Consider the following 23,661-nt stretch of genomic DNA (forward strand, 5'->3'; position numbering starts at 1 on the left):
CTCACCCGAAGGCATGGGGAGGGCGCACGTACGGCGACCGATGCGGCTTTCGGGGGTGGACGAGCGGGAAGGCTTGTCCGTCGTGTTCCTTCGGGAACGTCCCAGGTCGGTTCGGAGCAGGTTCGCCTCAGTCGCGACGAAGCTCCGGCGCCGGGGATAGATGGAACGAGCCAGCAGGCCTGGGCTGAAATCGCCCAGGCGGTCCGGGGCGCGCCAACACCCCGCCCGTCGGGGGCCTCCATCGGAGCGGGTTAAAAATCCGCGATCCGAAGGCTTCCGGATAACGGCTCCACGCGAAGCGCTCGTCTTTGTCGAAACGGTACTTACAACTGCAAATCATCTGGGCGAGGCCCGGGCGCTTCGCACCCTTCCCATCCGCTCAGCGAGAGATCGCGTGAGGGCGAGAGATCGCGCCACGAGACCCCCTCAGTCGCTCCGCGACAGCTCCCCCAGAGGGGGAGCAGCTGGCGCGACCTAGATCCTCCCCCTCTGGGGGAGGTGGCCCGGAGGGCCGGAGGGGGTTCCCCCCGCCCTACTTCCTGATCTGTCCCGCCAGGTATTTGCGGATCGCCGCGCCATAGGGCGGGCGCAGGGCCAGCATCGGCGCGATGTCCTTCTTCAGTTGCTGGAACACCGCCTTCTTGTGGCTGAACTCCAGGAAGCCGTCTCGCCCGTGATACGCGCCCATCCCAGCCGGACCGACGCCGCCGAACGGCAGGTCCTCCTGGGCGACGTGGAAGATCACGTCGTTGACCGTCACCCCGCCGCTGGTCGTGCGGTCCAGCACCATGTCGCGCTCGGTGGTGTCGGTTCCGAACCAGTAGAGCCCCAGCGGCCGGTCGCGGCCGTTGATGTAGTCGACCGCCTCCTCGACCTTGCCATAGGTCTTGACCGGCAGCACCGGGCCGAAGATCTCGTCCTGCATCACGGTCATGTCGTCGGTGGGATGAAGGATCAGGGTCGGCGGGATCTTGCGGTGCTCCTGCTGGCTGAAATCCTCGCCGGCCGGATTGATCTCGACGATCGTCGCGCCCTTGGCCCGGGCGTCGTCCACATGGCCCTTGATCCGGTCGTAGTGACGCTGGGCGACCACGGCGGTGTAGTCGGGATTGTCCTTCAAGGTCGGGAAGCTTCGCGCCACGGCGGCCCTGGCCTCGGCCACGAAGCTGTCGACCTGGTCGGCGGGGGCCAGCACATAGTCGGGCGCCAGGCAGATCTGGCCGGCGTTCAGGGTCTTGCCGTTCATGATCCGCGCCGCCGCCGTGGCCATGTCGGTGCCGCGCGACAGGATCACCGGGCTCTTGCCGCCCAGCTCCAGGGTCACGGGCACCAGGTTCTCGGCCGCGGCCCGCATCACGTGACGCGCCACCGAGGCGGCGCCGGTGAAGACCAGGTGATCGAACGGCAGGCTGGCGAAGGCCTGGCCGACCTCGGGCCCGCCGGTCACCACCGCGATCTCCTCCTCCGAAAAGGCCTTGGCGAACAAGGTCTTCATCAGTTCGGACGTGACCGGCGTGAACTCCGACGGCTTGATCATCGCCCGGTTGCCGGCCGCCAGCACCCCGGCCAGCGGCGCGAAGGTCAGGTTGACCGGGAAGTTCCAGGGGCTGATCACCCCGACCACGCCCTTGGGCTGATACCGGACCTCGGCCTTGGCGCCGAACAGCCCCAGGATCGCCGGCGTGGTCTTGCGCTTCTCCGGACGCATCCACCGGGCGAGGTTCTCCTTGGCGTATTTGAGCGGACCGATCGAGCCGGCGATGTCGGTCAGGCCGGTCGCGTCCTTCGAGCGGGCTCCAAAATCGGCGTTCAGGGCGTCGGCGATCTCGGCCTGGTGATCGACCAGCAGGCCGATGCAGCGATCCAGCCAGTCGATGCGACGTTCCGCCGTCGGGGCGCCTTGTCGCAGGTGCGCGGCCTTCTGCGCCTCGAGGATTCTCGAGAGCGAGATTTTGGAGATTTCCGGGCTGAAATTGGCGGGCGCGTTCACGTTCAGGGTCCTCTCAGCGGCCCGCAGGCTCATCTTATCATCGTTAACAATGCTTGCCTTGGAGGGACCGCGCAAGTGAACCTCGTTCGTTCTTAACGGCTCGTTTGAACTCTTCAGACTAGATTGCCGGTCCAAGCGTGCATCCCGGCGATGCGACGCTGTTGGGGGACTTGAATAAGATGTCGGACGTCGAGACCACGCTGCGCGGCCCTGAGGCCTACAAGATCGCCGGCCGCGCCCTGAGCCTGATGGAACGCCATCAGGTGTGGCCGACCGCGCTGAACTTCGAGCTGTGGACCCACTTCGTCGCCGATCCCGACGGCGCCCTGGCGCGTGAACTGACCCGCCTGATCTCGCTGGGTGAGCCGCTGACCGAGCTGCTCAGCGAAGAACTGGCGGCCACCTACCTGCCCAAGGCCAAGCTGAACGAGCAGATCCGCGACGCCGGCGACCTGCTGAGCAAGGAGCTGGAATCGGTCTCCAAGGCCATCCAGGACGCCCAGAAGAGCAACGCCGCCTACGGCAAGACGCTGAACGGCGCGGCCAAGGAGCTGGACGCGTCGCAGGACGTCGACAAGATCAAGACCGTCGTCAACGGCCTGGCCGAGGCCACGCGCCGCGTGCAGAAGGAAAACAAGTCGCTGGAGACCCGCCTGGCGGAGTCCACCGCCGAGGTCGACCGCCTGCGCGAGCACCTGGAACAGGTCCGCCGCGACGCCACCACCGACGGCCTGACCAATCTGGCCAACCGCAAGGCCTTCGACGAGGAGCTGGACCGCGCCTGCTCGGAAGCCGACGAGGCCGGCGCCACCTTGTGCCTGGCCGTGCTCGACATCGACCACTTCAAGGGCTTCAACGACACCTGGGGCCACCAGACCGGCGACCAGGTCATCCGCTACGTCGCCAGCGTCATCGGCCGCGTCGCCGCCCCGCCCCGCTTCGCCGCCCGCTACGGCGGCGAGGAGTTCGCGATGATCTTCCCGCGGGAATCGGCCGCCCTGGTCGCGGGCACCCTGGAGGAGATCCGCGTCGAGGTGTCCTCGCGCATGCTCAAGCGCCGCTCGACCAACGAGGACCTGGGCGCGATCACTATCTCGTCGGGCTTCGCCGAGCGTCGCCCGGGCGAGAGCGGCCACTCGGTCATGGAACGGGCCGACGCGGCGCTCTACACCTCCAAGCGCGGCGGCCGCAATCGCGTCACCGCCGCCGAGAGCACGCCGGACTCGGCCAACGCGGCCTGACCGGCGGCGGACGCTCGCGTCCTGCCATGATTTTCCTGGCGTTCCCCAAGGTCAGTCGCGCCTAGGCTCCTGGTGCGGCGACAAAGCCTTGGGAGGACGCCATGACCTACGAGAAGATCCGGCTCGAGGCCGCCGACGGCGTGACCGTCGTCACCCTCGCCGATCCCGCCACCCTCAACGCCGCCAGCCTGGACATGGCCCGCGAGCTGGCCCACGCCTTCGGCGCGATCGCGGCCGATGAGGGCGTGCGCGCCGTGATCCTGACCGGCGAGGGCCGCGGCTTCTGTTCGGGGGCCAACCTGTCCGGCGGCGGCGCGGCCGGCCGCGAGGCGGATGTCGACGGCAAGCCGGACGCCGGCTCGGCCCTGGAAAGCACCTACAACCCGCTGGTCAGGTTGCTCCGCGACTTCCCGCTGCCGATCGTCACGGCGATCAACGGCCCGGCCGCCGGCATCGGCTGCTCGATCGCCCTGCTAGGCGACATCGTCGTGGCCGCCGAGAGCGCCTATTTCCTGCAGGCCTTCCGCCGCATCGGCCTGGTTCCCGACGGCGGCTCGACCTATCTGCTGCCCCGCCTGATCGGCAAGGCGCGGGCCATGGAGATGATGCTGCTGGGCGACAGGCTCCCGGCGGCCACGGCGCTGTCCTGGGGCCTGATCAATCGCTGCGTGGCCGACGCCGAACTCATGCCGGTCGCCATGGCCATCGCCCGGGAACTGGCCAACGGTCCGGCCGCCCTCTCGATCATCCGCAAGCTGGTCTGGAACAGCCTCGACGCCGACTGGGCGGACCAACTGGACGCCGAGCGCCAAGCGCAAAAGGCGGCCGGCAAGACCGACGACTTCATCGAGGGGGTCAGCGCCTTCCTGCAGAAGCGTCCGGCGGCCTTCAGGGGGCGCTAGGGTTTCACGCCATAGATCGCCCGGGCGCGGTCCTCGAAACAGCCGATCAGCGTATTGGCCGCCCGATCGAGATTGGCGGCCAGCATGGCGTCGAGGATCTTGGACTTGAACGCGAAATCGATGACGAACTCCACGGTCGTTCCCGCCTCGTGCGGCAGAAAGCGCCACTGGTTCGAGAGGCGCTTGAACGGGCCGTAGAGCAGGCTGACGTCCACCGTCAGGGCCGCCGCGTCGCGCCGCACCCGGGTGGCGAACTTCTCGCGCAGGAACGAGAACCCGACCTGGGCCTCGGCGTCCACGGTCGAGACCTGGGCGTCGGCGCGGCCGTTCCAGGTGCGCATGGCCGTGATCCACGGCACGAACTGCGGATAGGCCTCCACGTCCCCGACCAGCGCGAAGAGCTGTTCGGGCGCATAGGGCAGCACCCGGGTGACGACGTGACGATGCAAGCGCCTAGCCCGCTTTCGCGTCCAGCGCCCGGCGCGCGGCCTGCAGCTTGGCGAAGTCCTCGCCGGCGTGGTGCGACGAGCGGGTCAGCGGACTGGCCGAGACCATCAGGAAACCCTTGGCCCGGGCGATGGCCTCGTAGGCCTTGAACTCGTCGGGCGTCACGAAGCGGTCGATCGCGGCGTGCTTGCGGGTGGGCTGCAGGTACTGGCCGATGGTGATGAAGTCGACGCCGGCCGAGCGCATGTCGTCCATCACCTGCATGACCTCCTCCTTGGTCTCGCCCAGGCCGACCATCAGGCCGGACTTGGTGAACTGGGAGGGGTCGCGCTCCTTGACGCGCTCCAGCAGGCGCAGCGAGTGATAATAGCGGGCGCCGGGACGGATCTTCAGATAAAGCCGCGGCACGGTTTCCAGATTGTGATTGAAGACGTCCGGACGGGCGTCGATGACCACGTTCTCGGCCCGGTCCTTGCGCAGGAAGTCCGGGGTCAGGATCTCGATGGTCGTGCCGGACGCGGCCGCGCGGATGGCCAGCACCACCTGCGCGAAGTGGGCGGCGCCGCCGTCAGCCAGGTCGTCGCGGTCGACCGAGGTGATGACCACGTGCTTGAGGCCCATCTTGGCCACGGCCTCGGCCACGCGGCGCGGCTCGTCGGCGTCCAGGGCGTTGGGCAGGCCGGTCGAGACGTTGCAGAAGGCGCAGGCCCGGGTGCAGATCTCGCCCATGATCATCATGGTCGCGTGCTTCTGGCTCCAGCACTCGCCGATGTTCGGGCAGGCGGCTTCCTCGCAGACCGTGGTCAGCTTGTGATCGCGAACGATGCCGCGGGTCTCGTTGTAGCCGGGCGAACCCGGCGCGCGGACGCGCAGCCATTCGGGTTTGCGCAGGACCGGCGTGTCGGGGCGGTTCTGCTTTTCGGGGTGGCGGACGGCGCGGTCTTCGGGAGCGCGGGCGTTCAGCGTGTCGATCAGGGTGACCATGACGGCCTAGATCGGCCTTCTTGGCCTCCGGATCAAGCATGCGTTCTTGCATGTGACGCAAAGGCGCGAAATGAGTGGCCGGAATGCGTCGCCGCCTCCCTGTTCTCGCCTGGGCCTTGCTGGTCCTGCCGCTCGTCTCCTGCGGCGACAACAGCGTCCGCGCGCCCTTCGCCGAAAGCCGCACGCCCCCTGCCCTCGATGCGCGGTTCCAGCCGCCGGCCGGCTGGGCCTGGGGTTATGTGAAGGTCGGCGACGACCTGGTGCAGCGCTATGGCGTCTCCGCGCCCCACGGGGCGCCGAGGGGACAGGTCCTGATCCTGCCGGCCTATGGCGAGTCGGCCGAGGCCTGGTTCGAGACGGCCCGCGACCTCAACGACCGCGATTACGTCGTCTGGATCCTGGAGCGCCAGGGCCAGGGCGGGTCCGAGCGGGCCACGCCCTGGCGCGACCTGGGCCACGCGACCAGCTTCGCCCCCGACGTCACGGCGACCCGGGCGATGGTCAAGGCGGTGATCCGTCCGAAAGGCCAGGATCGGTTCGCGATCCTGGGGGCTGGCGACGGCGGCCTGGTGGCCCTGCGCGCCCTGGAGGAAGGGCTGCAGGCGGACGCCGCGATCCTCTCCTCGCCCAATTTCGATGTCGCCGACCCGCCGCGCGCCAAGGGTGAACTGATCCGCATCGCCCGCTGGGCCCGGGGCCTGAAGCTGGGCTTCGTGCGTTATCCAGGCCAAGCGGGCTGGAACCGCGAGGGACCGGACGGCTTCGCCGCTCGGCTGACCCACGACCGGGCGCGCGGCGCCGTGCAGCCGGCGTGGCAACTGGCCAATCCCGACCTGCGCATGGGCGCGCCGAGCCTGGCCTGGTACGCGGCCTTCTACGACGCCGTCGACGCGACGGGCCGCGACCTGGAGCGCGTGCAGACCCCCGTCGTGATGCTGGACGCCGGCCAGGACGTCAAAGCCCTGCCCCAGCCCCAGAGCGCGGTCTGCGCCGCCCTGCCCCGCTGTGTCGAGACCCGATACCCCGCGGCGCGCCACGCCCTGCATCTGGAGACGGATTCGGTGCGCGGCCCCTGGCTGGAGGCGGTCGACGACGCCCTGCGACATCGCACGGCCTCTCCGCCCGCCAGCCCTTGAACGACAAGGGCCCGAGCGCATTTTAGAAGGACCGGTGCGCTTCCGTGCACGTAACGGAGTTTGCAAAGCGACACGCCGTCGCTAGGGTCCCGCTTCAATCAGACGAGGGCGCGGCATCGCGCTTCCGGGAGGTTTCGCCGGCATGCCGGTAGTTTTCAATGCGCAGGATGGTCAGAAAGCCATCTTCGACGCCCTGCTCGACGCCCGTGACGCCTACGGCGCCCGGAAGCTGATCCTGGAGGACCAGGATCGCAATCCGCTCAGCTACACCGACCTGGTGCGCGCGAGCTTCGCGCTCGGCCGCAAGATCGCGGCGATGACCAAGCCGGGCGAACACGTCGGGATCCTGTTGCCGTCCGGGTCGGGGGCGGTGGTGACCTTCTTCGCCCTGCACGCCTTCGGCCGCGTGCCGACCATGCTCAACTTCACGGCCGGCCTGCGCAACCTGCGCGCCGCCTGCGAACTGGCCGGGGTCAAGCGCGTACTGACGGCCCACAAGTTCATCGAGCTGGGCAAGCTGCACGACATCGTCGACGCGCTCGAGGCCAAGGCGACGATCACCTATCTGGAGGACGTGCGCGGCACGATCGGCCTTGGCGACAAGCTGTTCGCGGCCGCCGCCGGCCTCTTCCCGCGCCAGTTCCGCGCCCACGCCAAGCCGTCGGATCCCGGCGTGGTGCTGTTCACCTCGGGCAGCTTCGGCGCGCCGCGCGGCGTGGTCCTGAGCCAGGCCAACCTCGTCTCCAACGCGATGCAGATCGCCGCCCATATCGAACTGGATCCGGCCTGGGTGTTCTTCAACCCGCTGCCGGTGTTCCACTGTTTCGGCCTGACCGGCGGGGTGGTCCTGCCGCTGCTGACCGGCATGAAGGCCTTCCAGTATCCGTCGCCGCTGCACACCAAGCAGATCCCGGCGTTGCTGAAGAACGCCGGCGCCTCGGTGTTGCTGGCCACCGACACCTTCGTCAACCAGTACGCCCGCGCCTCGGAGAGCGACGAACTGGCCGGCCTGAAGTTCATCGTCTGCGGCGCCGAGAAGGTTCGGGAGGAGACCCACAACCTGATCGCCGAGAAGTTCGGCAACGTGCCGGTGCTGGAAGGCTACGGCGCGACCGAGGCCTCGCCGGTGATCGCGGTCAACAAGCCCGACGACAATCGCCGGGGCACGGTGGGCGGCCTGCTGCCCGGCCAGGAATGGAAGGTCGAGCCGGTCGAGGGCATCGCCGAGGGCGGCCGCCTGCTGGTGCGCGGCCCCAACATCATGTCGGGCTATCTGCGCGAGGACGGCGGCGTCGACGTCCCCGAAGGCGGCTGGCACGACACCGGCGACGTCGTCACCGTCACCGACGACCTGTGGATCACCATCAAGGGCCGGGTGAAGCGCTTCGCCAAGATCGGCGGCGAAATGGTCTCCTTGACCGCCGCCGAGGACCTGGCCTCCGCCGTGTGGCCCGACGGCCGCCACGCCGTGATCTCGATGCCCGACAAGAAGAAGGGCGAGCGGCTGGTCCTGGTCACCGATCGCCAGGACGCCGCCGTCACCTCGCTGGTGGCCCACGCCCAGAGCATCGGCGCGCCGGAGCTGGCCGTGCCGCGCAAGATCCTCAAGGTCCCCCAGGTGCCCGTGCTGGGCAGCGGCAAGACCGACTATGTCGCCATCCAGCGGATGGCCGACCAGGACGCCAGGGCGGCCTGATGGGCCTGGCGGGCGTCGTCGCTTTCGAGGCCCGGCGAACCGAGAGTTCGCCGGGCCTTTTCGTTTCGGCCGTCGATTTTGGAGGGAGAACGACATGGAACGACTGATCGTCTGGACGCCGCGCATCCTGAGCCTGCTGCGCATCATCGCCGCCCTGCTGTTCATGGAGCACGGCCTGATGAAGGTGTTCCACTTCCCGGCGGCGCAGGAGGGCGTCCCCGATCCGTTGCCCCCGATCCTGGTGGCCGCCGCCTGGCTGGAGATCGTCGGCGGCGCGCTGCTGGCGCTGGGCCTGTTCACGCGCCCCGTGGCCTTCGTGCTGTCGGGCCAGATGGCCGTGGCCTATTTCCTGGCCCACGCCGCGAAGGGCTTCTGGCCGGCGCTGAACGGCGGCGAGGCGGCGATCCTGTTCTGCTTCGTCTTCCTGTACCTGGCCTTCGCCGGACCGGGCGAATGGAGCGTGGACGCCCAGTTGCGCAAGCGACCCTAGGGGCGCTTGGGGCAAACAAAAGGGCGACGCTCGGCAAGCGCCGCCCTTCTCCTTTGGCGCTAGGCCAAGCCTAGATGTGCAGCACGCGCCCGTATGCGTCCAGCGCGGCCTCGTGCATGGCCTCCGACATGGTCGGGTGGGCGTAGACGATGCCGTGCAGGTCTTCCTCGGTGGCCTCCAGGGTGATGGCCGTGACGAAGCCCTGGATCATCTCGGTGACCTCGTGGCCGATCATGTGGGCGCCGATCAGGGCGCCGGTCTTGCCGTCGAACACCGTCTTGACGAAGCCCTCGATCTCGCCCGCCGCCACGGCCTTGCCATTGACGCGGAACGGGAAGCGACCGGCCTTGACGTCGAGGCCGGCGGCCTTCGCCGCGGCCTCGGTCAGGCCCACCGAGGCGACCTGCGGGTTGGCGTAGGTGCAGCCCGGGATCGGCGAGTTGACGTGCGGGGTCTTGAAGCCGGCGATGTGCTCGGCCGCGTGGATGCCCTCGTGGCTGGCCTTGTGGGCCAGCCAGGGCGGACCGGCGGCGTCGCCGATGGCGTAGAGGCCGGGCACGTTGGTCTCGCCGTGCTTGCCGGTGACCACGTGGCCACGGTCCATGTTCAGGCCGATGGCGTCCAGGCCTTCGGTGTTCGGGGCGATGCCGACGGCGACGATGCACTTCTCGGCGGTCAGGACCTCGGCCTTGCCGCCGGCCTCGACGGCCACCGACACGCCGTCCTTGGTCTTCTCGACCTTGGTCACCTTGGCGCCGACGCGGAAGGCGATGCCGCGCTTCTCGAAGGCCTTCTGGGCGGCCTTGGAGACCTCGGCGTCCTCGACAGGCATGATACGGTCGACGGCCTCGACCACGGTCACCTCCGCGCCCAGGGCGCGGTAGAAGCTGGCGAACTCGATGCCGATGGCGCCCGAGCCGATGACCACCAGCGACTTGGGCATGGCCTTGGGAGCCAGGGCGTCGCGATAGGTCCAGATCTTGTCGCCGTCCGACACCGCGCCGATGGCCGGGATGTCGCGGGCCCGGGCGCCGCTGGCCAGGATCACGTTCTTGGCCTGGATCGTGCGGCTGCCGCCGGCCTTCAGGGCCACGACCACCTTGGGCGACGGACTGCCCTTCTCGAGCTTGGCCTCGCCCTCGACGACCTCGATCTTGTGCTTCTTCATCAGGAAAGCGATGCCCGAGGACATCTGCTTGGCCACGCCGCGCGAGCGGTCGATGATCTTGGCGAAGTCGAACGAGGCCTTCTCGACCGACAGGCCGTAGCCGCCAAGGTGAGACAGCTGCTCGTAGATCTCGCCGGACTTCAGCAGCGCCTTGGTCGGGATGCAGCCCCAGTTGAGGCAGATGCCGCCGAGGTTCTCGCGCTCGATGATCGCCGTCTTCAGGCCCAGCTGGCTGGCGCGGATCGCGGCCACATAACCGCCGGGGCCGGCCCCGATGACGACGACGTCGAATTCCGTGGACATGGTCTTCTTACCCTAGGTTTGACGCCTTCGGGGGGAGCCGGCGGGCGTCGGTCGATCGGCCCGCGGGCCGGTCCAGGAGAGAGCGTTAAAGCAGGGCCTCGACGGCCAGCTTCAGGTCTTCAGGCTTGGTGGTGGGGGCGAAGCGTTCGACGACCTCGCCGTCGCGACCGATCAGGAACTTGGTGAAGTTCCACTTGATCGCCTCGGTGCCCAGAAGCCCCTTCTGCTCGTGCTTGAGATAGGCGTAGAGCGGATGGGCCGAAGGGCCGTTGACGTCGATCTTGGCCAGGACCGGGAAGGTCACGTCGTAGGTCAACGAACAGAAGTTCGCGATCTCCTCGGCGTTCCCCGGCTCCTGGGCCCCGAACTGGTTGCAGGGGAAGGCCAGGACGGTGAAGCCCTTGTCCTTGTAGGCCCGGTACAGCGTCTCCAGTCCCTCGTATTGCGGGGTGAAACCGCACTTGCTGGCCGTGTTGACGATCAGCAGCACCTGGCCGCGATAGTCGGCCAGGCTCGCGTCCTGGCCGTCCAGCGTCTTGGCGGAATAGTCGTAGACGGACATCCCTGCCCTCCCCTTCGACTTAGACGATCAGGGTCAGCGGCTCTTCGATCAGCGGCTTGAAGGCGGCCAGGAACTTGGCCCCGATCGCGCCGTCGACCACGCGGTGGTCGCAGGTCAGGGTGACGGTCATCACCGTGGCCACGGCCAGTTGGCCGTCCTTGACCACCGGGCGCTGCTCGCCGGCCCCGACGCTCATGATCGCGCCCTGCGGCTCGTTGATGATCGAGGCGAAGCTCTTGATGCCGAACATGCCCAGGTTGGAGACCGAGAAGGTGCCGCCCTGGAATTCCTCGGGCTTCAGCTTCTTGGACTTGGCGCGGGCCGCCAGGTCCTTCACCTCGGCCGAGATCTGGGCCAGGCCCTTGGTCTCGGCGGCGCGGACGATCGGAGTGATCAGGCCGCCGTCGATGGCCACGGCCACGGCGATGTCGGCGTGCTTGTGGAGGGCGATGCCTTCCGGCGTGTAGGAGGCGTTGGCCTCCGGCACGCGCTTGAGGGCCACGGCCACGGCCTTGATGATGATGTCGTTGACCGACACCTTCACGCCCTGGCCTTCCAGCAGGTGGTTGATCTTGGCGCGCGCGGCCAGCAGGGCGTCGATCTCCAGATCGATCGTCAGCGGGAAGTGCGGCACGTCCCGGAAGCTGTCGGTCAAGCGGCGCGCGATGGTCTTGCGCATGCCGTCCAGCGGCACGAGGTCGTAGGAGCCGGCGGGGATGCCCATCTGCTCCAGCGACAGCACCTTGCGCGGTTCGGCGGCGGTGGGGGCCGAAGCGCCGGCGGCCGGAGCGGCCTTGGCCGCGGGCGCGCCGCCCTTTTGGGCGGCTTCGACGTCGGCCTTGACCACGCGGCCGTGCGGGCCGGTGCCGGCGATCGACTTGAGGTCCAGGTTCGCGGCCGAGGCCAGGCGGCGGGCCAGGGGCGAAGCGAAGACGCGATCACCGGTCGGGGCGGCGGCCGGAGCCGGCTTGGCGGGCGCGGCGGTTTCGCCGGCGGCCTGGACAGGCGCGGCCGGGGCGGGAGCGGCCTTGGGCGCTTCAGCGGCCGGAGGAGCCTTGGCCGGCGGCGGCGCCGGGCTTTCGCCCTCGCCGGCCAGCTTGGCGATCGGCGCGTTGACCTTGACGTTCTCGGTCCCGGCCTCGACCAGGATGGCCTCGATCACGCCCTCGTCGACGGCCTCGACCTCCATGGTCGCCTTGTCGGTCTCGATCTCGGCGATCACGTCGCCGGCCTTGACGGTGTCGCCGACCTTGACGTGCCACTTGGCGAGGGTCCCCTCCTCCATGGTGGGCGACAGGGCGGGCATCAGGATGTCGATCGACATTGAGCTTCTTCCTCAAGCGTTCGGGACGGCTTCGACCAGAGTGGTCGGCGTCCATTTGGCCTTGCGACGGGCAAGGCGTTGTTCGTCCGTTTCGTCGTGATAGTCCAGCCGTCCGGGTTCGCGATCGGCGAAACCCGGCAGATCGGTCCCTACGACGTTGAGGGTGGCGTAGGCCTGGCCCTCGTCCTCGATCATCGCCGCAACATAGACGGCGCATTCCCGGCAGATCAGGAAATCCACCGCCCGCCGTCCGAACCGGTAGCGGGTCAGCGAGCCCGGCGCGGCGGTGATGTGCAGGCGGCTGGCCGGATCGCTGGTGGTCCGCGCCCCCTGCCGACGGCAGAAGCCGCATTGGCAGGCCCGCAGGGCCAGCTCGGCCACCGGCCGGCCGGGGTCGAGCTGCACATGCACCGCGCCGCAGTGGCAGGAGCCGTTGAGGGTCTGGGTCATGACGGCCTCCAAGCCCGTTCACACAGGCCAGGGCCTAGGTGAACGGGCCGGATGATCACCGGTAGCAGACCGTCTTGGCCGCCTTGACGATCTTGGGGACCGAAGGCAGCGACAGGGCTTCCAGGTTCGCCGCGTAGGGCAGCGGCACGTCTTCCTGGTGCACCCGCAGCGGCGGGGCGTCCAGGTAGTCGAAGCCGAACTCGGTGATCCGGGCGACAATCTCGGCGCCGACGCCCATCGGGCCCCAACCTTCCTCGACCGTCACGAGACGGTTGGTCTTCTTGACGCTTTCCAGGATCGTGTCGTGGTCCAGGGGGCGGATCGTGCGCAGGTCGACGACCTCGGCCGAAATGCCTTCCTTGGCCAGTTCCTCGGCCGCCTGCAGGGCGAAGCCCACCATGCGGCTGTAGGCCACCAGGGTCACGTCCGAACCCTGGCGACGGATCTTGGCCTTGCCGATCGGCACGACCCAGTCCTCGACGTCCGGGATGTCGAACTCGTGGCCGTACATCATCTCGTGTTCGAGGAAGACGATCGGGTTCGGGTCGCGGATGGCGGCCTTCATCAGCCCCTTGGCGTCGGCCGCGTCATAGGGCGCGACGACCTTCAGGCCGGGGACGTTGCCGTACCAGGCCGCGTAGTCCTGGCTGTGCTGGGCGCCGACCCGCGAGGCCGCGCCGTTCGGGCCGCGGAACACGATCGACGACTTGATCTGGCCGCCCGACATGTAGAGCGTCTTGGCGGCCGAGTTGATGATCTGGTCGATCGCCTGCATGGCGAAGTTCCAGGTCATGAATTCGACGATCGGCTTCAGGCCGGCCATGGCCGCGCCGACGCCCAGGCCGGCGAAGCCGTGCTCGGTGATCGGCGTATCGATGACGCGCTTGTCCCCGAACTCCTGCAGCAGGTCGCGGCTGACCTTGTAGGCGCCCTGGTACTGGGCGACTTCCTCGCCCATCAGGAACACGCGGTCGTCGCGACGCATCTCCTCGGCCATGGCGTCGCGCAGGGCGTCGCGGACCGTGATCTTCTTCAGCGGCGTGCCTTCCGGGATTTCCGGATCGGCGAAGGTCGAGGCGGCCGAGATCGGACCGGCGGACGGAGCCGCGGCGGCGACCGGCGCGGGCGCCGGAGCGGCTTCGGCGACGGCCGGGGCGGCGGCCGGAGCCGGCGAAGCGGCCTCGCCCTCGCCCTTCAGCCTGGCGATCAGGGTGTTGACCTTCACGTTCTCGGACCCGGCGGGCACGACGATGGCCTCGATCACGCCTTCATCGACGGCTTCGACTTCCATCGTCGCCTTGTCGGTCTCGATCTCGGCGATCACGTCGCCGGCCTTGACGGTGTCGCCTTCCTTGACCAGCCACTTGGCCAGGGTCCCCTCTTCCATCGTCGGGGACAGGGCGGGCATCAGGATGTCCGTCACTGGGCGGCCTCCAGGTATACGTCGGTGTAGAGTTCGGAAGGATCGGGCTCGGGGCTGGTGCGGGCGAATTCGGCCGCCTCGGCCACGATGCGCTTCACCTCGGCGTCGACGACCTTCAGGTCGTCCTCGGTGACGCCGGCCTTGGCCAGGCGCTCCTTCAGGTGATCGATCGGGTCGCGGGTCTGCTTGACGTTGTCGACCTCGTCCTTGGTGCGGTACTTGGCCGGGTCGGACATCGAGTGGCCGCGATAGCGATAGGTCTTCATCTCCAGGATGAACGGGCCCTGGCCGCTGCGGGCGTGCTCGGCGGCGCGGGCGCCGGCCTCGGCCACGGCGATCACGTCCATGCCGTCGACTTCCTCGCCCGGGATCCGGAACGAGGTGCCGCGCTTGTGGAAGGCGGTCTCCGACGCCGAACGCTCGACGCTGGTGCCCATGGCGTACTGGTTGTTCTCGATCACGTACACGACCGGCAGCTTCCACAGCTGGGCCATGTTGAAGCTTTCGTAGACCTGTCCCTGGTTGGCCGCGCCGTCGCCGAAATAGGCGAAGGCGACGTTGCCGTTGCCGCGGTAATGGTTGTTCAGCGCCAGGCCGGTGCCCAGCGAGACCTGGGCGCCGACGATGCCGTGGCCGCCGTAGAAGCCGGTCTCGACGTCGAACATGTGCATCGAGCCGCCCTTGCCGCGCGACGAACCGCCCGCGCGGCCGGTCAGTTCGGCCATGACCTCGTTCGGATCCATGCCGGCGGCCAGCATGTGGCCGTGGTCACGGTAGCCGGTGATGATCTGGTCGCCCTTGACCTTGATCGACTGCATGCCGACGGCGATCGCTTCCTGGCCGATGTACAGGTGGCAGAAGCCGCCGATCAGGCCCATGCCGTACAGTTGGCCGGCCCGCTCCTCGAAGCGACGGATCAACAGCATGTCCTGGTAGAATTTCAGAAGCTCGTCCTTGCCGACGAAGGCGTTGACACCGGTGGCGTCAGCCTTCCCCGCCGGGGCTTCACCCTTGCGCGCACGCGCCATTCAACTCTCCCTGGCCAATCTTCATCGCGGCCTACTCCTGGACGCCCACCGGCCGAATGAACCTTCGGTTCCGCGTAGATGGGGGCCTGTGTCAAACCCGGCAGAACCGAGGACAGGGTCCCCACCAAGCGCCTAGCGCGGAGTGCGGATCACATAGTCCTTGGGGTCGGCGTATCCCAGGAGCGAACGCGCGCGTTCTTCCAGGAGGTCCGCCGACAAACTGCCGCTGCGTAATAGACGAGCACGGGCCTCCAGGTCCATCCTTTCGGCGCGGATCTTCTTCAACTCCAGAGTCTTGGCGGCGAGATCTGCGTTGCGCTGCGACGTTGACAACAGCCCGCGTTCGCCCGTCAGGGCGTGAAACACGAAGTAGGTGATCAGCAGGAGAAGCGCCGCGGTCGGCAGGAAGGGTTGCAGTCGGGCGAACATCAGCGATTCCCAGGAGGATGGATTCAGCCTGCCCGATCATGCTTAACGCCTTGCTAAATGGGCGGTTCGCGCGGGTCGGGGCAAGATGTCGAAAGCAGCCGCCCCATGCTTTCATTTGAGATGGTTTCAAAGGCATCTAGATACCGCGTCGCAGCATTGAACCGAACGTTTTTGGAGATTTTTCGCCGCCGTGTGCAGGGCGGCGAATTTAGCTTTTAGAAAAATTGTTGGTGAAGACGGGCGCCGGGCGCCTTCGGATCGAGCGGTCGGCGGTAAGAGCGTCGCGAATCGCCGCACGCAGGCGCTTTGTGCAAAGTCGAAATCGGCGTTATAGGTTAGCGGTAACAAAAATTGGGGGGTTACATGTTCGGACGGCGCGCTTTCATCCTGTCTCTCGCCGGCTTCGGCATGACGCCCGCCCTGGCGTACGCCGGCGCGGCCCGGCCGCTCCGCGAACGCTCCATCGTCGGCGACGGTCCCGAGCCGACCGTCGTCAAGGGCAAACCGACCAAGCTGGACTTCGGAGACGGGCTGCAGGTGCCGCTCGACAAGGACGCCTTCGCCACGCTGTGGGAGGATTCCGGCCGCTGGATAACCTTCGGGCTCGGAATGGGCCGCGCGGAAAGCGACTCAAACGCCAAGGCCGACAAAGCCGCCAGCCTGACCATGCAGATCATGTTACTGACCCTGGCCTACGCCCCCGAGCGTCTGGAACGGGTGAATGGGGGCGGCTGGCGGGCCCGCACCGGCAAGCTCCACGACCTGGTGATGGGCGAGGTTCCCTTGCCCGGCCGACCCGTCCGGCCTGCGAACGGCGTCTATACGGACAACAGGCTGTTCTCGGGTCCCAACCCCAACTCTCCCGCCGACATCGCCGCCGACGCTCAGACCTACCAGCGCTTCGTCGCCGCCACGGCCTATGTCGTCAAGAAGGTCGACCTGTCGCTGGACGACGTGCGCACGCTGGGGCGGCTGGCGGACGAACCATCCCCCACGACCGCGCGATAGCGCCACAAGGCCGGCGACCGAACGCGGCTCGAAAATCAAGGATTGTCGCCGGGCGGGCGATCGTCGCCATTCGACAACACTCGCCGTCGAAATTTGGCTTGCGAACGTGGCCCGTGCGGACTGGCCGGCGTGGGAGACACCGCCTCAGTAGCCCTGTGCGAAGAGCGTGATGTACTCGATGCGGGGCTCGCTACCGCAACCGGTCGTGACCCCGGGAGTATAAAAGATCTGCACTTCGCGACCCGTCGTCAGGGCGGTCAAGGTCACCGCCATGACGCCGTCCTCGCTATTGGTCGTGGCGATGCGGAACGATATCGTCGCTCCATTGTCCTTGCGCTTGAGAACGACGGTTCGGCAAGAGGGCGAGATGTGCCCCTCTGTTTGAATGATGACGCCACGAACCGCGTCGGCGCGGGCCGGCGTCGCGAGGGGCAGGGTCGCGGCCAAAACCAACGCGGCGGCGCCGCGGACGCTCTTCATCTTCATAGGTGCGATTCCCCCAACGCACGGACAGGCTTCGACCGTTTCGACGCCCCGAATCCGACGGCGCCAACTTGGCCCGACTCGCGCGAAAAGGCATCGGCTCCACACTCAATAATAGAAAAAGCGACGTTTCCGCGCGGCGGATAACAAGAAGCGCGCCGGAGCCGACCGGCGCGCTTCTCGTGTCGTCAGATGAAGGCCGCCTAGCGGCCCTTGAGGACCGCGCGGCCGGCATAGACCGCCTGGTCGTCGAGAGCTTCTTCGATGCGCAGCAGCTGGTTGTACTTGGCCAGCCGGTCCGAGCGGGCCAGCGAGCCGGTCTTGATCTGACCGCAGTTCAGGGCGACGGCCAGGTCGGCGATCGTGCTGTCCTCGGTCTCGCCCGAGCGATGGCTCATGACGCTGGTGTAGGCGTTGCGGTGAGCCAGATCGACGGCGTCGATGGTTTCCGACAGGGTGCCGATCTGGTTGACCTTGATCAGGATCGAGTTGGCCAGGCCCTTGTCCAGGCCCAGCTGCAGCCGCTTGGGGTTGGTGACGAACAGGTCGTCGCCGACCAACTGGACCTTCTTGCCCAAGGTGTCGGTCAGCAGCTTCCAGCCTTCGAAATCATCTTCCGACATGCCGTCCTCGATCGACAGGATCGGGAACTTGCCGGCCAGATTGGCCAGGTAGTCGACCATCTGAGCCGGATCCAGGCTCTTGCCCTCGCCCTCCAGCTCGTACTTGCCGTTCTTGAAGAACTCGGTCGCCGCGACGTCCAGGCCCAGGACGAAGTCCTCGCCCGACTTGTAGCCGGCCGCCTCGCCCGCCTTGACGATGAAGGCCAGCGCGTCCTCGGCGGAGCCGAGGTTCGGGGCGAAGCCGCCTTCGTCGCCGACGTTGGTGTTGTGGCCGGCGTCCTTCAGAGCCTTCTTCAGGCCGTGGAAGATCTCCGCGCCCATCCGCAGCGCTTCGGCGAAGGTCGGGGCGCCGGTCGGCAGGATCATGAATTCCTGGATGTCGATCGGATTGTCGGCGTGGGCCCCGCCGTTGATGATGTTCATCATCGGGACGGGCAGAACGCGGGCCGAGACGCCGCCGACGTATTTGTAGAGCGGCAGGCCGGCCGACTCCGCCGCGGCCTTGGCCGTGGCCAGCGAGACGCCGAGGATGGCGTTAGCGCCGAGGCGGCTCTTGTTGGGCGTGCCGTCCAACTCGATCATCAGGTTGTCGATGCGGCGCTGGTCTTCGGCGTCGACGCCCGACAGCGCGTCGAACAGCTCGCCGTTGACGGCGTCCACCGCGGCCTTGACCCCCTTGCCGCCGTAGCGGGACTTGTCGCCGTCACGCTTTTCGACCGCTTCGTGCGCGCCGGTCGAGGCGCCCGACGGCACGGCGGCGCGACCGAAGGCGCCGTCCTCCAGCACCACATCGACCTCGACCGTCGGATTGCCGCGGCTGTCCAGGATTTCGCGGGCGATGATGTCGACGATCTCGGTCATGGGAGCTCCCCTTTCAAAAGGCGCTTCCCCTTAGCGGCGCGGGCCGCGAACCGCAACCGGCGCTGGCCGGATCGTCGGAACGGACGTTCGGTGAATCCCGTCCCTCAGGCCTGCAGGATCGGCGGCGCCCAGCCCTTGCCGAGGCGGAACTTCACCCGGTCCGAACCGAAGTCCAGCTCGACCCGGGCGAACATCCTCAGCACGTCGACGCCCAGCAGCACGGCGGGCCGGCTGTTGAGGTTCCAGACGTCGAAGATGTGCAGGTCGGCCAGCACCAGGGGCACGTTGGTCATCCGCAGGGCGCCCAGCTCGATCGAGCGAACGATGCGCAGTTCGCCCACCGTCGCCTCGCCCGCCGCGCCGATCAACCGAACCGCCATGGCGGGTTCGGGCTTGCGGCGCACTCGCAGCTTGACGGCCTGCGCCAGGGCCATGTTGCCCATGCTGGCGCCGGAGCCGGAGTCGATGAAGGCCACGCAGCGCACGCCGCTGACCCGGGCGTTGGCGACCGCCAGTCGGCCGAAACGGGCGTCGGCGATCACCGAGACCTCGCGCACGCTGGGATAGGCGGTCGACATGGGGGAGCTGCGACGGACCTCCAGTCGCTTGCGGCGGAAGTCCATGATGACGTTGCGGTCGTCGAGCATGTCGACGCCCAGCAGGCCGTCCACGCCCAGACGCTCGGGCGTCAGCACCGGCAGTTCGGCGTTCTTTATGCGCGAATCGCCCGCCACCATCAGCGGCACCTTGGCCGTGGGGGTCAGGGCCGAGCCGCCGACCCCGTGCAGCATCACGTCGGGGCCGCGTTCCAGACCCAGCCGCTCGGCCACGGTCGTCGACAGCGCGCTGCGGTCCGCGCCGGTGTCGACGACGAAGTTGAACGGACCCTGCTCGTTGATGAAGACCTCGACCGTCATCCGATCGATCGGGTCCAGCGCGGTGTCGAGGAAGACCGGGGGCGGCTCGGCCTCGGCCGGCGGGAGCGCGCCGGGCGGCGGCGATGTCGGCGTGGGCGGCGTCTGCAGCGAGACCCGTTGCAGCAGGGGCGCTGGCGTCGCGGATCGAGCCCAGGCCTGTTCGGCCATCAGCGACAATCCCAGTCCCGCCGTTAGGTTTCGGCGTGTGAGCATGGGTCAATCTCCCTGCCGTCAAGATAACACGGTTCATTCGACAGCGTTGTCGAAATCCGTGTCCAGACAAAGCATGGGAGCGGTCGCACCACTTGGGGAAAGCTGCGCGGAACAGCGAAAAGGCGGCGGTCCGAGGACCGCCGCCTTTCAGGCTTCGCCTTGTCGCTCCGCCGAAGCGAAGCGGACCGAAGGCCTAGTCTTCCTTCGGCGTCAGGATCTGCTTGCCGTTGTACAGGCCGGTCTTCAGGTCGACGTGGTGCGGACGGCGCAGTTCGCCCGAGTCCTTGTCTTCCACGAAGGAATTGGCGCCCAGGGCGTGGTGCGACCGGCGCATGTTCCGGCGAGAAGGCGAAGTTTTTCTTTTAGGAACGGCCATCGAAGTGACTCTGCTCGCTGAGCGTGAAAATCGGAAGCGGCGACTCGGGCAATGCCCAGGCCGCCGCGTGAGGGCGCGCTTATGCCCGAATCTGTTCGGAGATGCAACCGCGCTTGTTAGACCAGCCTGCCCTGCTCTTTCGCCGCCGCGATGAAGCTGGCGAACAGGGGGTGCGGGGCGAACGGACGGCTCTTCAGTTCGGGGTGGTATTGCACCCCGATGAACCACGGATGGTCCTCGCGCTCGACGATCTCGGGCAGCACGCCGTTGGGCGAACGACCAGTCAGCTTCAGGCCGGCGTCCTCCATCAGGTGGGCGTAGCCGATGTTGACCTCGTAGCGGTGGCGGTGGCGCTCGCTGATGTCGGTGGTCCCGTAGATCTCGGCGACCTTCGAGCCCGCGGTCAGCACGGCCTCGTAGGCCCCCAGGCGCATGGTGCCGCCCAGGTCGTCGTTGCTGCGCCGCTGGACGGTCTCGTTGCCCTTGATCCACTCGGTCATGATGCCGACCACGGGACGCTCGGTGGGGCCGAACTCGCTGGACGAGGCGTCCTTGATCCCCGCCACGTTCCGCAGCGTCTCGATCACCGCCATCTGCATGCCGAAGCAGATGCCGAAATAGGGCACCTTGCGTTCGCGGGCGAACTGGGCGGCGCGGATCTTGCCTTCCGCCCCCCGTTCGCCGAAGCCGCCGGGCACCATGATGGCGTGGGCGTTCTCCAGGCGGGCCGCGGCCGCGCCCTCGTCGCCCTCGAAGGTCTCGCTCTCGACCCAGTCCAGGTTGACCTTGACCTTGTTGGCCAGGCCGCCGTGGTGCAGGGCCTCGATCAGCGACTTGTAGGCGTCCTTCAAGACCGTGTACTTGCCGACCACGGCGATGGTCACTTCGCCGTCGGGGTGGTTGACGGTCTGGTCGATCGCCTCCCAGCGCGACAGGTCCGGCTTGGGCGCGTCGCTCATGCCGAACACGTCCAGCACCTCGGCGTCCAGGCCTTCCTTGTGATAGTCGATCGGCACCGCGTAGATCGACGATGAGTCCATCGCCTGGATCACCGCGCTGGGACGCACGTTGCAGAACTGGGCGATCTTGCGCTTTTCCTCGACCGGGATGTCCTGCTCGCAGCGGCACAGCAGGATGTCGGGCTGGATGCCGATCGAGCGCAGCTCCTTGACCGAGTGCTGGGTCGGCTTGGTCTTCATCTCGCCGGCCGTCTTGATGAACGGCAGCAGGGTCAGGTGCACGTAGCAGCTCTGGCCGCGCGGCAGGTCCTGGCGCAGCTGGCGGATGGCCTCGAAGAACGGCAACCCTTCGATGTCGCCGACCGTGCCGCCGATCTCGACCAGCACGAAATCGACCGGCTTCTCGCCCGTCTCGTCCATGGCCGGCGACAGGACGAAGTCCTTGATCTCGTTGGTGACGTGCGGGATCACCTGGACGGTCGCGCCCAGATAGTCGCCGCGCCGCTCCTTCTCGATGATCGTCTTGTAGATCTGGCCGGTGGTGATGTTGTCGGCCTTGGTGGCCGACACGCCGGTGAAGCGCTCGTAGTGGCCAAGATCGAGGTCGGTCTCGGCCCCGTCGTCGGTGACGAACACCTCGCCGTGCTGATACGGGCTCATCGTGCCCGGATCGACGTTGAGATAGGGGTCGAGCTTACGAAGGCGAACCTTGTAGCCGCGAGCCTGCAGGAGCGCTCCGAGCGCCGCGGAGGCGAGGCCTTTTCCCAAGGAGGAAACCACGCCGCCGGTGATGAAGATGTACCGGGTCATGGGCGATCAGATTAGCCGTGATTCGACGTCGCCGGGGAAAAGACCGGCGTTCATCAACAGTAAAATGCCGCCGGCCCTTATTGGGCCGGCTGTTGCTCGGCCGGAGCCGGGGCGTTGATCACCGGAACCGGCGCGGCGGCGGGGGTCTTCGCCTCGGTCTTGGTCGAAGCCTTGGGAGCCGGGGCCTTGGCGGCCGGCGCGGCCGGCTTGGGAGCCGAGACGGTCGGGGTCGGGGCGCTGATCGTCGGCGTCGGCGCCTCGATGGCGGCCGGAGCGGCGGTCGACGGCGCGGCCGCGGCCGGGAGCGAAGTGGTCGGGGCCGGCGCGGTCGGGCCGGCCGGCGGCGGGGCGGCGTTCAGGGTCTTGCTGTCCAGGCCGTCCAGCTTCAGGCGATCGACCACCGAATTGCTGGCGCCCATGCGGCCGGTCAGGATGGTCAGGGCCAGGCTGATGATCAGGAAGATCGCGAACAGGATCCAGGTCGTGCGGGTCAGCAGGTCGCCCGCGCCGCGCGCGGTCATGAAACCGCCGCCGCCGCCGCCCATGCCCAGGGCGCCCCCTTCGGAGCGCTGCATCAGCACCACGCCGATCAGGACGACGCAAACGATGATATTGATGGTCAGCAGGACGCCGATGAGCATGTCTAAATCGATCTCGATCCGGGCGACGGACGTTTCCGCCGCGAAAAACGAAGCGGCCCCTCTATCACTTGCGACGAGCCCGCGCCATAGCTGGGGACGAACCGTCCGCACTCAAGCCCGTCCCTTCAGTCTGCATCGGGTCCATTCTCGCGCATGATCCTCGAGACCGAACGCCTCAGCCTGGCGCCCCTGACCGTTGAGGACGCCCCCCTCGTCTACCCCTTCCTGAGCGATCCTGAGGTGATGGCCCACTGGGACCGCGACGCCATCGAGGATCCCGACGAGGTCGAGGCGACGGTCGCCGCCCAGGTGGCCGAGATGGACGAGCGCCGGGCGATGTACTGGGCGATCCGCCAGATGCGGACCGGCCGCTTTCTGGGCTATTGCGAACTGGTCGACCTGGACTGGCGCCACCATCGCGGCGAACTGGGCTTCATCATCGCCCGCGAAGGCTGGGGCCAGGGCTACGCCACCGAGGCCGCCGCCGCCCTGCTGGCCCACTGCGCCTCGTCCCTGGGCCTCAAGCGGATGATCGCCCGCACCCACGTGGGCGACGCCCGGGCCGAGAAGGTGCTGCAAAAGCTGGGCTTCGAGCAGGAAGGCTACCTGAAGGGCCATGTCGACCGCGACGGCGAGCGCCGGGACTGCCGGCTCTATGGGCTGCTGTTCTAGGGACAGGGCTGTTCTCCATAGTTCGCTGGGCCGATCACTTGCCCCCTACGGACCGCTTCGCGGTCGTCTTCCCCATAGGGGGAAGAGCCTTGGGGTCGACGCCGTGCGGTTCCGCCCCCTATGGGGGCGGACAGGCGGCGAAGCCGCCAGGTGGGGGCAAGTGTTCACCGGCACGATCTCTCGCTCTCACGCGGCTGGCCGCTGAGCGTATGGAAAGGGACGCGGAGCGCCGGACGACGTCCGGAGTTCTTTGATAAATACCGTTTCGACGAAGCCGATCGCTCCGCGCGGTCGTTTTCCGCCAGCGTCCGGTGGGCAGCCCTGTTGAGGCTTAGCCGGACCCGATCTCGATCCCTTTCGGGAGAAACCGGACGCCGGGGGCGCGGGCCTATGGGCAATCTCGCGCTTTGTCCCCGGTCGACGCCGACGGCGGGCGGGCTTCCCAACGATGGAAGGCCCCGGACACGCTGAAGTAACCCCCTCCAGCCCAGTCCCGCTCGATCGCCCCCCGCCGCCGCATCGGTC

General features: G+C 67.8%; 22 protein-coding genes and 1 pseudogene. 7 read left to right on the forward strand and 16 right to left on the reverse strand.

The window, feature by feature from the left end; translation table 11 throughout:
* Positions 1–532 precede the first annotated feature (532 nt).
* Positions 533–1,990, reverse strand: a complete 1,458-nt coding sequence (locus BM066_RS23970; RefSeq protein ID WP_089930919.1) for a coniferyl aldehyde dehydrogenase — start codon at positions 1,988–1,990, stop codon at positions 533–535.
* Positions 1,991–2,169: 179 nt separating this feature from the next.
* Here BM066_RS23970 and BM066_RS23975 point away from each other — a divergent pair, with 179 nt between their 5' ends.
* Positions 2,170–3,231 carry a GGDEF domain-containing protein gene (locus tag BM066_RS23975; protein WP_089930880.1) on the forward strand — a complete coding sequence of 354 codons (1,062 nt, stop codon included), beginning with the start codon at positions 2,170–2,172 and terminating at the stop codon, positions 3,229–3,231.
* 101 nt (positions 3,232–3,332) lie between these two features.
* Positions 3,333–4,133 carry an enoyl-CoA hydratase/isomerase gene (locus tag BM066_RS23980; RefSeq protein WP_089930882.1) on the forward strand — a complete coding sequence of 267 codons (801 nt, stop codon included), beginning with the start codon at positions 3,333–3,335 and terminating at the stop codon, positions 4,131–4,133.
* On the opposite strand, the gene BM066_RS23985 is transcribed toward BM066_RS23980, so the two are convergent.
* Positions 4,130–4,582: a type II toxin-antitoxin system RatA family toxin gene (locus tag BM066_RS23985; RefSeq protein WP_089930884.1), complete on the reverse strand. Its 453-nt coding sequence runs from the start codon at positions 4,580–4,582 to the stop codon at positions 4,130–4,132. The genes BM066_RS23980 and BM066_RS23985 overlap by 4 nt on opposite strands.
* Before the next feature lie 4 nt (positions 4,583–4,586).
* On the reverse strand, positions 4,587–5,564 hold the full coding sequence (gene lipA, locus BM066_RS23990; protein WP_089930886.1) for a lipoyl synthase: 978 nt from the start codon (positions 5,562–5,564) through the stop codon (positions 4,587–4,589).
* 83 nt (positions 5,565–5,647) lie between these two features.
* Here lipA and BM066_RS23995 point away from each other — a divergent pair, with 83 nt between their 5' ends.
* From BM066_RS23995 to BM066_RS24005, 3 genes are all read left to right on the forward strand, one after another.
* Complete coding sequence (locus tag BM066_RS23995; RefSeq protein WP_089930888.1) at positions 5,648–6,700, forward strand: alpha/beta fold hydrolase; 1,053 nt, start codon at positions 5,648–5,650, stop codon at positions 6,698–6,700.
* A 142-nt stretch (positions 6,701–6,842) separates the two neighbouring features.
* Positions 6,843–8,396, forward strand: a complete 1,554-nt coding sequence (locus BM066_RS24000) for an AMP-binding protein (protein WP_089930890.1) — start codon at positions 6,843–6,845, stop codon at positions 8,394–8,396.
* 94 nt (positions 8,397–8,490) lie between these two features.
* Positions 8,491–8,886 carry a DoxX family protein gene (locus tag BM066_RS24005; protein WP_089930892.1) on the forward strand — a complete coding sequence of 132 codons (396 nt, stop codon included), beginning with the start codon at positions 8,491–8,493 and terminating at the stop codon, positions 8,884–8,886.
* Positions 8,887–8,956: 70 nt separating this feature from the next.
* Here BM066_RS24005 and lpdA read toward each other — a convergent pair whose 3' ends face one another.
* From lpdA to BM066_RS24040, 7 genes and pseudogenes are all read right to left on the reverse strand, one after another.
* Positions 8,957–10,357 (reverse strand): dihydrolipoyl dehydrogenase, encoded by a 1,401-nt coding sequence (gene lpdA, locus BM066_RS24010; RefSeq protein ID WP_089930894.1) that lies wholly within the window; start codon positions 10,355–10,357, stop codon positions 8,957–8,959.
* An 85-nt stretch (positions 10,358–10,442) separates the two neighbouring features.
* On the reverse strand, positions 10,443–10,919 hold the full coding sequence (locus BM066_RS24015; RefSeq protein ID WP_089930896.1) for a glutathione peroxidase: 477 nt from the start codon (positions 10,917–10,919) through the stop codon (positions 10,443–10,445).
* A gap of 19 nt (positions 10,920–10,938) precedes the next feature.
* Positions 10,939–12,243 carry a pyruvate dehydrogenase complex dihydrolipoamide acetyltransferase gene (locus tag BM066_RS24020; protein WP_089930898.1) on the reverse strand — a complete coding sequence of 435 codons (1,305 nt, stop codon included), beginning with the start codon at positions 12,241–12,243 and terminating at the stop codon, positions 10,939–10,941.
* A 12-nt stretch (positions 12,244–12,255) separates the two neighbouring features.
* Positions 12,256–12,339: pseudogene (locus BM066_RS26605) on the reverse strand (aldehyde-activating protein); the annotation flags it as partial.
* A gap of 409 nt (positions 12,340–12,748) precedes the next feature.
* Positions 12,749–14,116 carry a pyruvate dehydrogenase complex E1 component subunit beta gene (locus tag BM066_RS24030; RefSeq protein WP_089930901.1) on the reverse strand — a complete coding sequence of 456 codons (1,368 nt, stop codon included), beginning with the start codon at positions 14,114–14,116 and terminating at the stop codon, positions 12,749–12,751.
* The gene (pdhA, locus tag BM066_RS24035) at positions 14,113–15,144 is read right to left on the reverse strand and encodes a pyruvate dehydrogenase (acetyl-transferring) E1 component subunit alpha (protein ID WP_089930903.1); all 1,032 of its coding nucleotides are present in this window, start codon (positions 15,142–15,144) and stop codon (positions 14,113–14,115) included. The genes BM066_RS24030 and pdhA overlap by 4 nt, the downstream gene beginning before the upstream one ends.
* Before the next feature lie 132 nt (positions 15,145–15,276).
* Positions 15,277–15,573: an FtsB family cell division protein gene (locus tag BM066_RS24040; RefSeq protein ID WP_029917040.1), complete on the reverse strand. Its 297-nt coding sequence runs from the start codon at positions 15,571–15,573 to the stop codon at positions 15,277–15,279.
* A gap of 363 nt (positions 15,574–15,936) precedes the next feature.
* Here BM066_RS24040 and BM066_RS24045 point away from each other — a divergent pair, with 363 nt between their 5' ends.
* Positions 15,937–16,581 (forward strand): hypothetical protein, encoded by a 645-nt coding sequence (locus tag BM066_RS24045; RefSeq protein WP_089930906.1) that lies wholly within the window; start codon positions 15,937–15,939, stop codon positions 16,579–16,581.
* 144 nt (positions 16,582–16,725) lie between these two features.
* On the opposite strand, the gene BM066_RS24050 is transcribed toward BM066_RS24045, so the two are convergent.
* The 6 genes from BM066_RS24050 to secG form a co-directional block, all read right to left on the reverse strand.
* Positions 16,726–17,067, reverse strand: coding sequence for a hypothetical protein (locus BM066_RS24050; protein ID WP_089930907.1), 342 nt, complete (start codon positions 17,065–17,067; stop codon positions 16,726–16,728).
* Between the two features lie 200 nt (positions 17,068–17,267).
* Complete coding sequence (gene eno, locus BM066_RS24055) at positions 17,268–18,548, reverse strand: phosphopyruvate hydratase (RefSeq protein ID WP_089930909.1); 1,281 nt, start codon at positions 18,546–18,548, stop codon at positions 17,268–17,270.
* Between the two features lie 104 nt (positions 18,549–18,652).
* Positions 18,653–19,678 carry a retroviral-like aspartic protease family protein gene (locus tag BM066_RS24060; RefSeq protein WP_089930911.1) on the reverse strand — a complete coding sequence of 342 codons (1,026 nt, stop codon included), beginning with the start codon at positions 19,676–19,678 and terminating at the stop codon, positions 18,653–18,655.
* A gap of 193 nt (positions 19,679–19,871) precedes the next feature.
* Positions 19,872–20,054, reverse strand: a complete 183-nt coding sequence (gene rpmF, locus BM066_RS24065) for a 50S ribosomal protein L32 (protein WP_007671126.1) — start codon at positions 20,052–20,054, stop codon at positions 19,872–19,874.
* 116 nt (positions 20,055–20,170) lie between these two features.
* Positions 20,171–21,823 (reverse strand): CTP synthase, encoded by a 1,653-nt coding sequence (locus BM066_RS24070; RefSeq protein WP_089930913.1) that lies wholly within the window; start codon positions 21,821–21,823, stop codon positions 20,171–20,173.
* Positions 21,824–21,900: 77 nt separating this feature from the next.
* A complete protein-coding gene (secG, locus tag BM066_RS24075) occupies positions 21,901–22,464 on the reverse strand; it encodes a preprotein translocase subunit SecG (RefSeq protein ID WP_089930914.1) in 564 nt (187 codons plus the stop codon).
* Between the two features lie 153 nt (positions 22,465–22,617).
* Here secG and BM066_RS24080 point away from each other — a divergent pair, with 153 nt between their 5' ends.
* Positions 22,618–23,136: a GNAT family N-acetyltransferase gene (locus BM066_RS24080; protein WP_089930917.1), complete on the forward strand. Its 519-nt coding sequence runs from the start codon at positions 22,618–22,620 to the stop codon at positions 23,134–23,136.
* Positions 23,137–23,661: the final 525 nt, after the last annotated feature.

Origin of the sequence: Caulobacter sp. UNC279MFTsu5.1 (assembly GCF_900114015.1) — a bacterium.
In the GTDB taxonomy this organism is placed as follows: Bacteria; Pseudomonadota; Alphaproteobacteria; order Caulobacterales; family Caulobacteraceae; genus Caulobacter.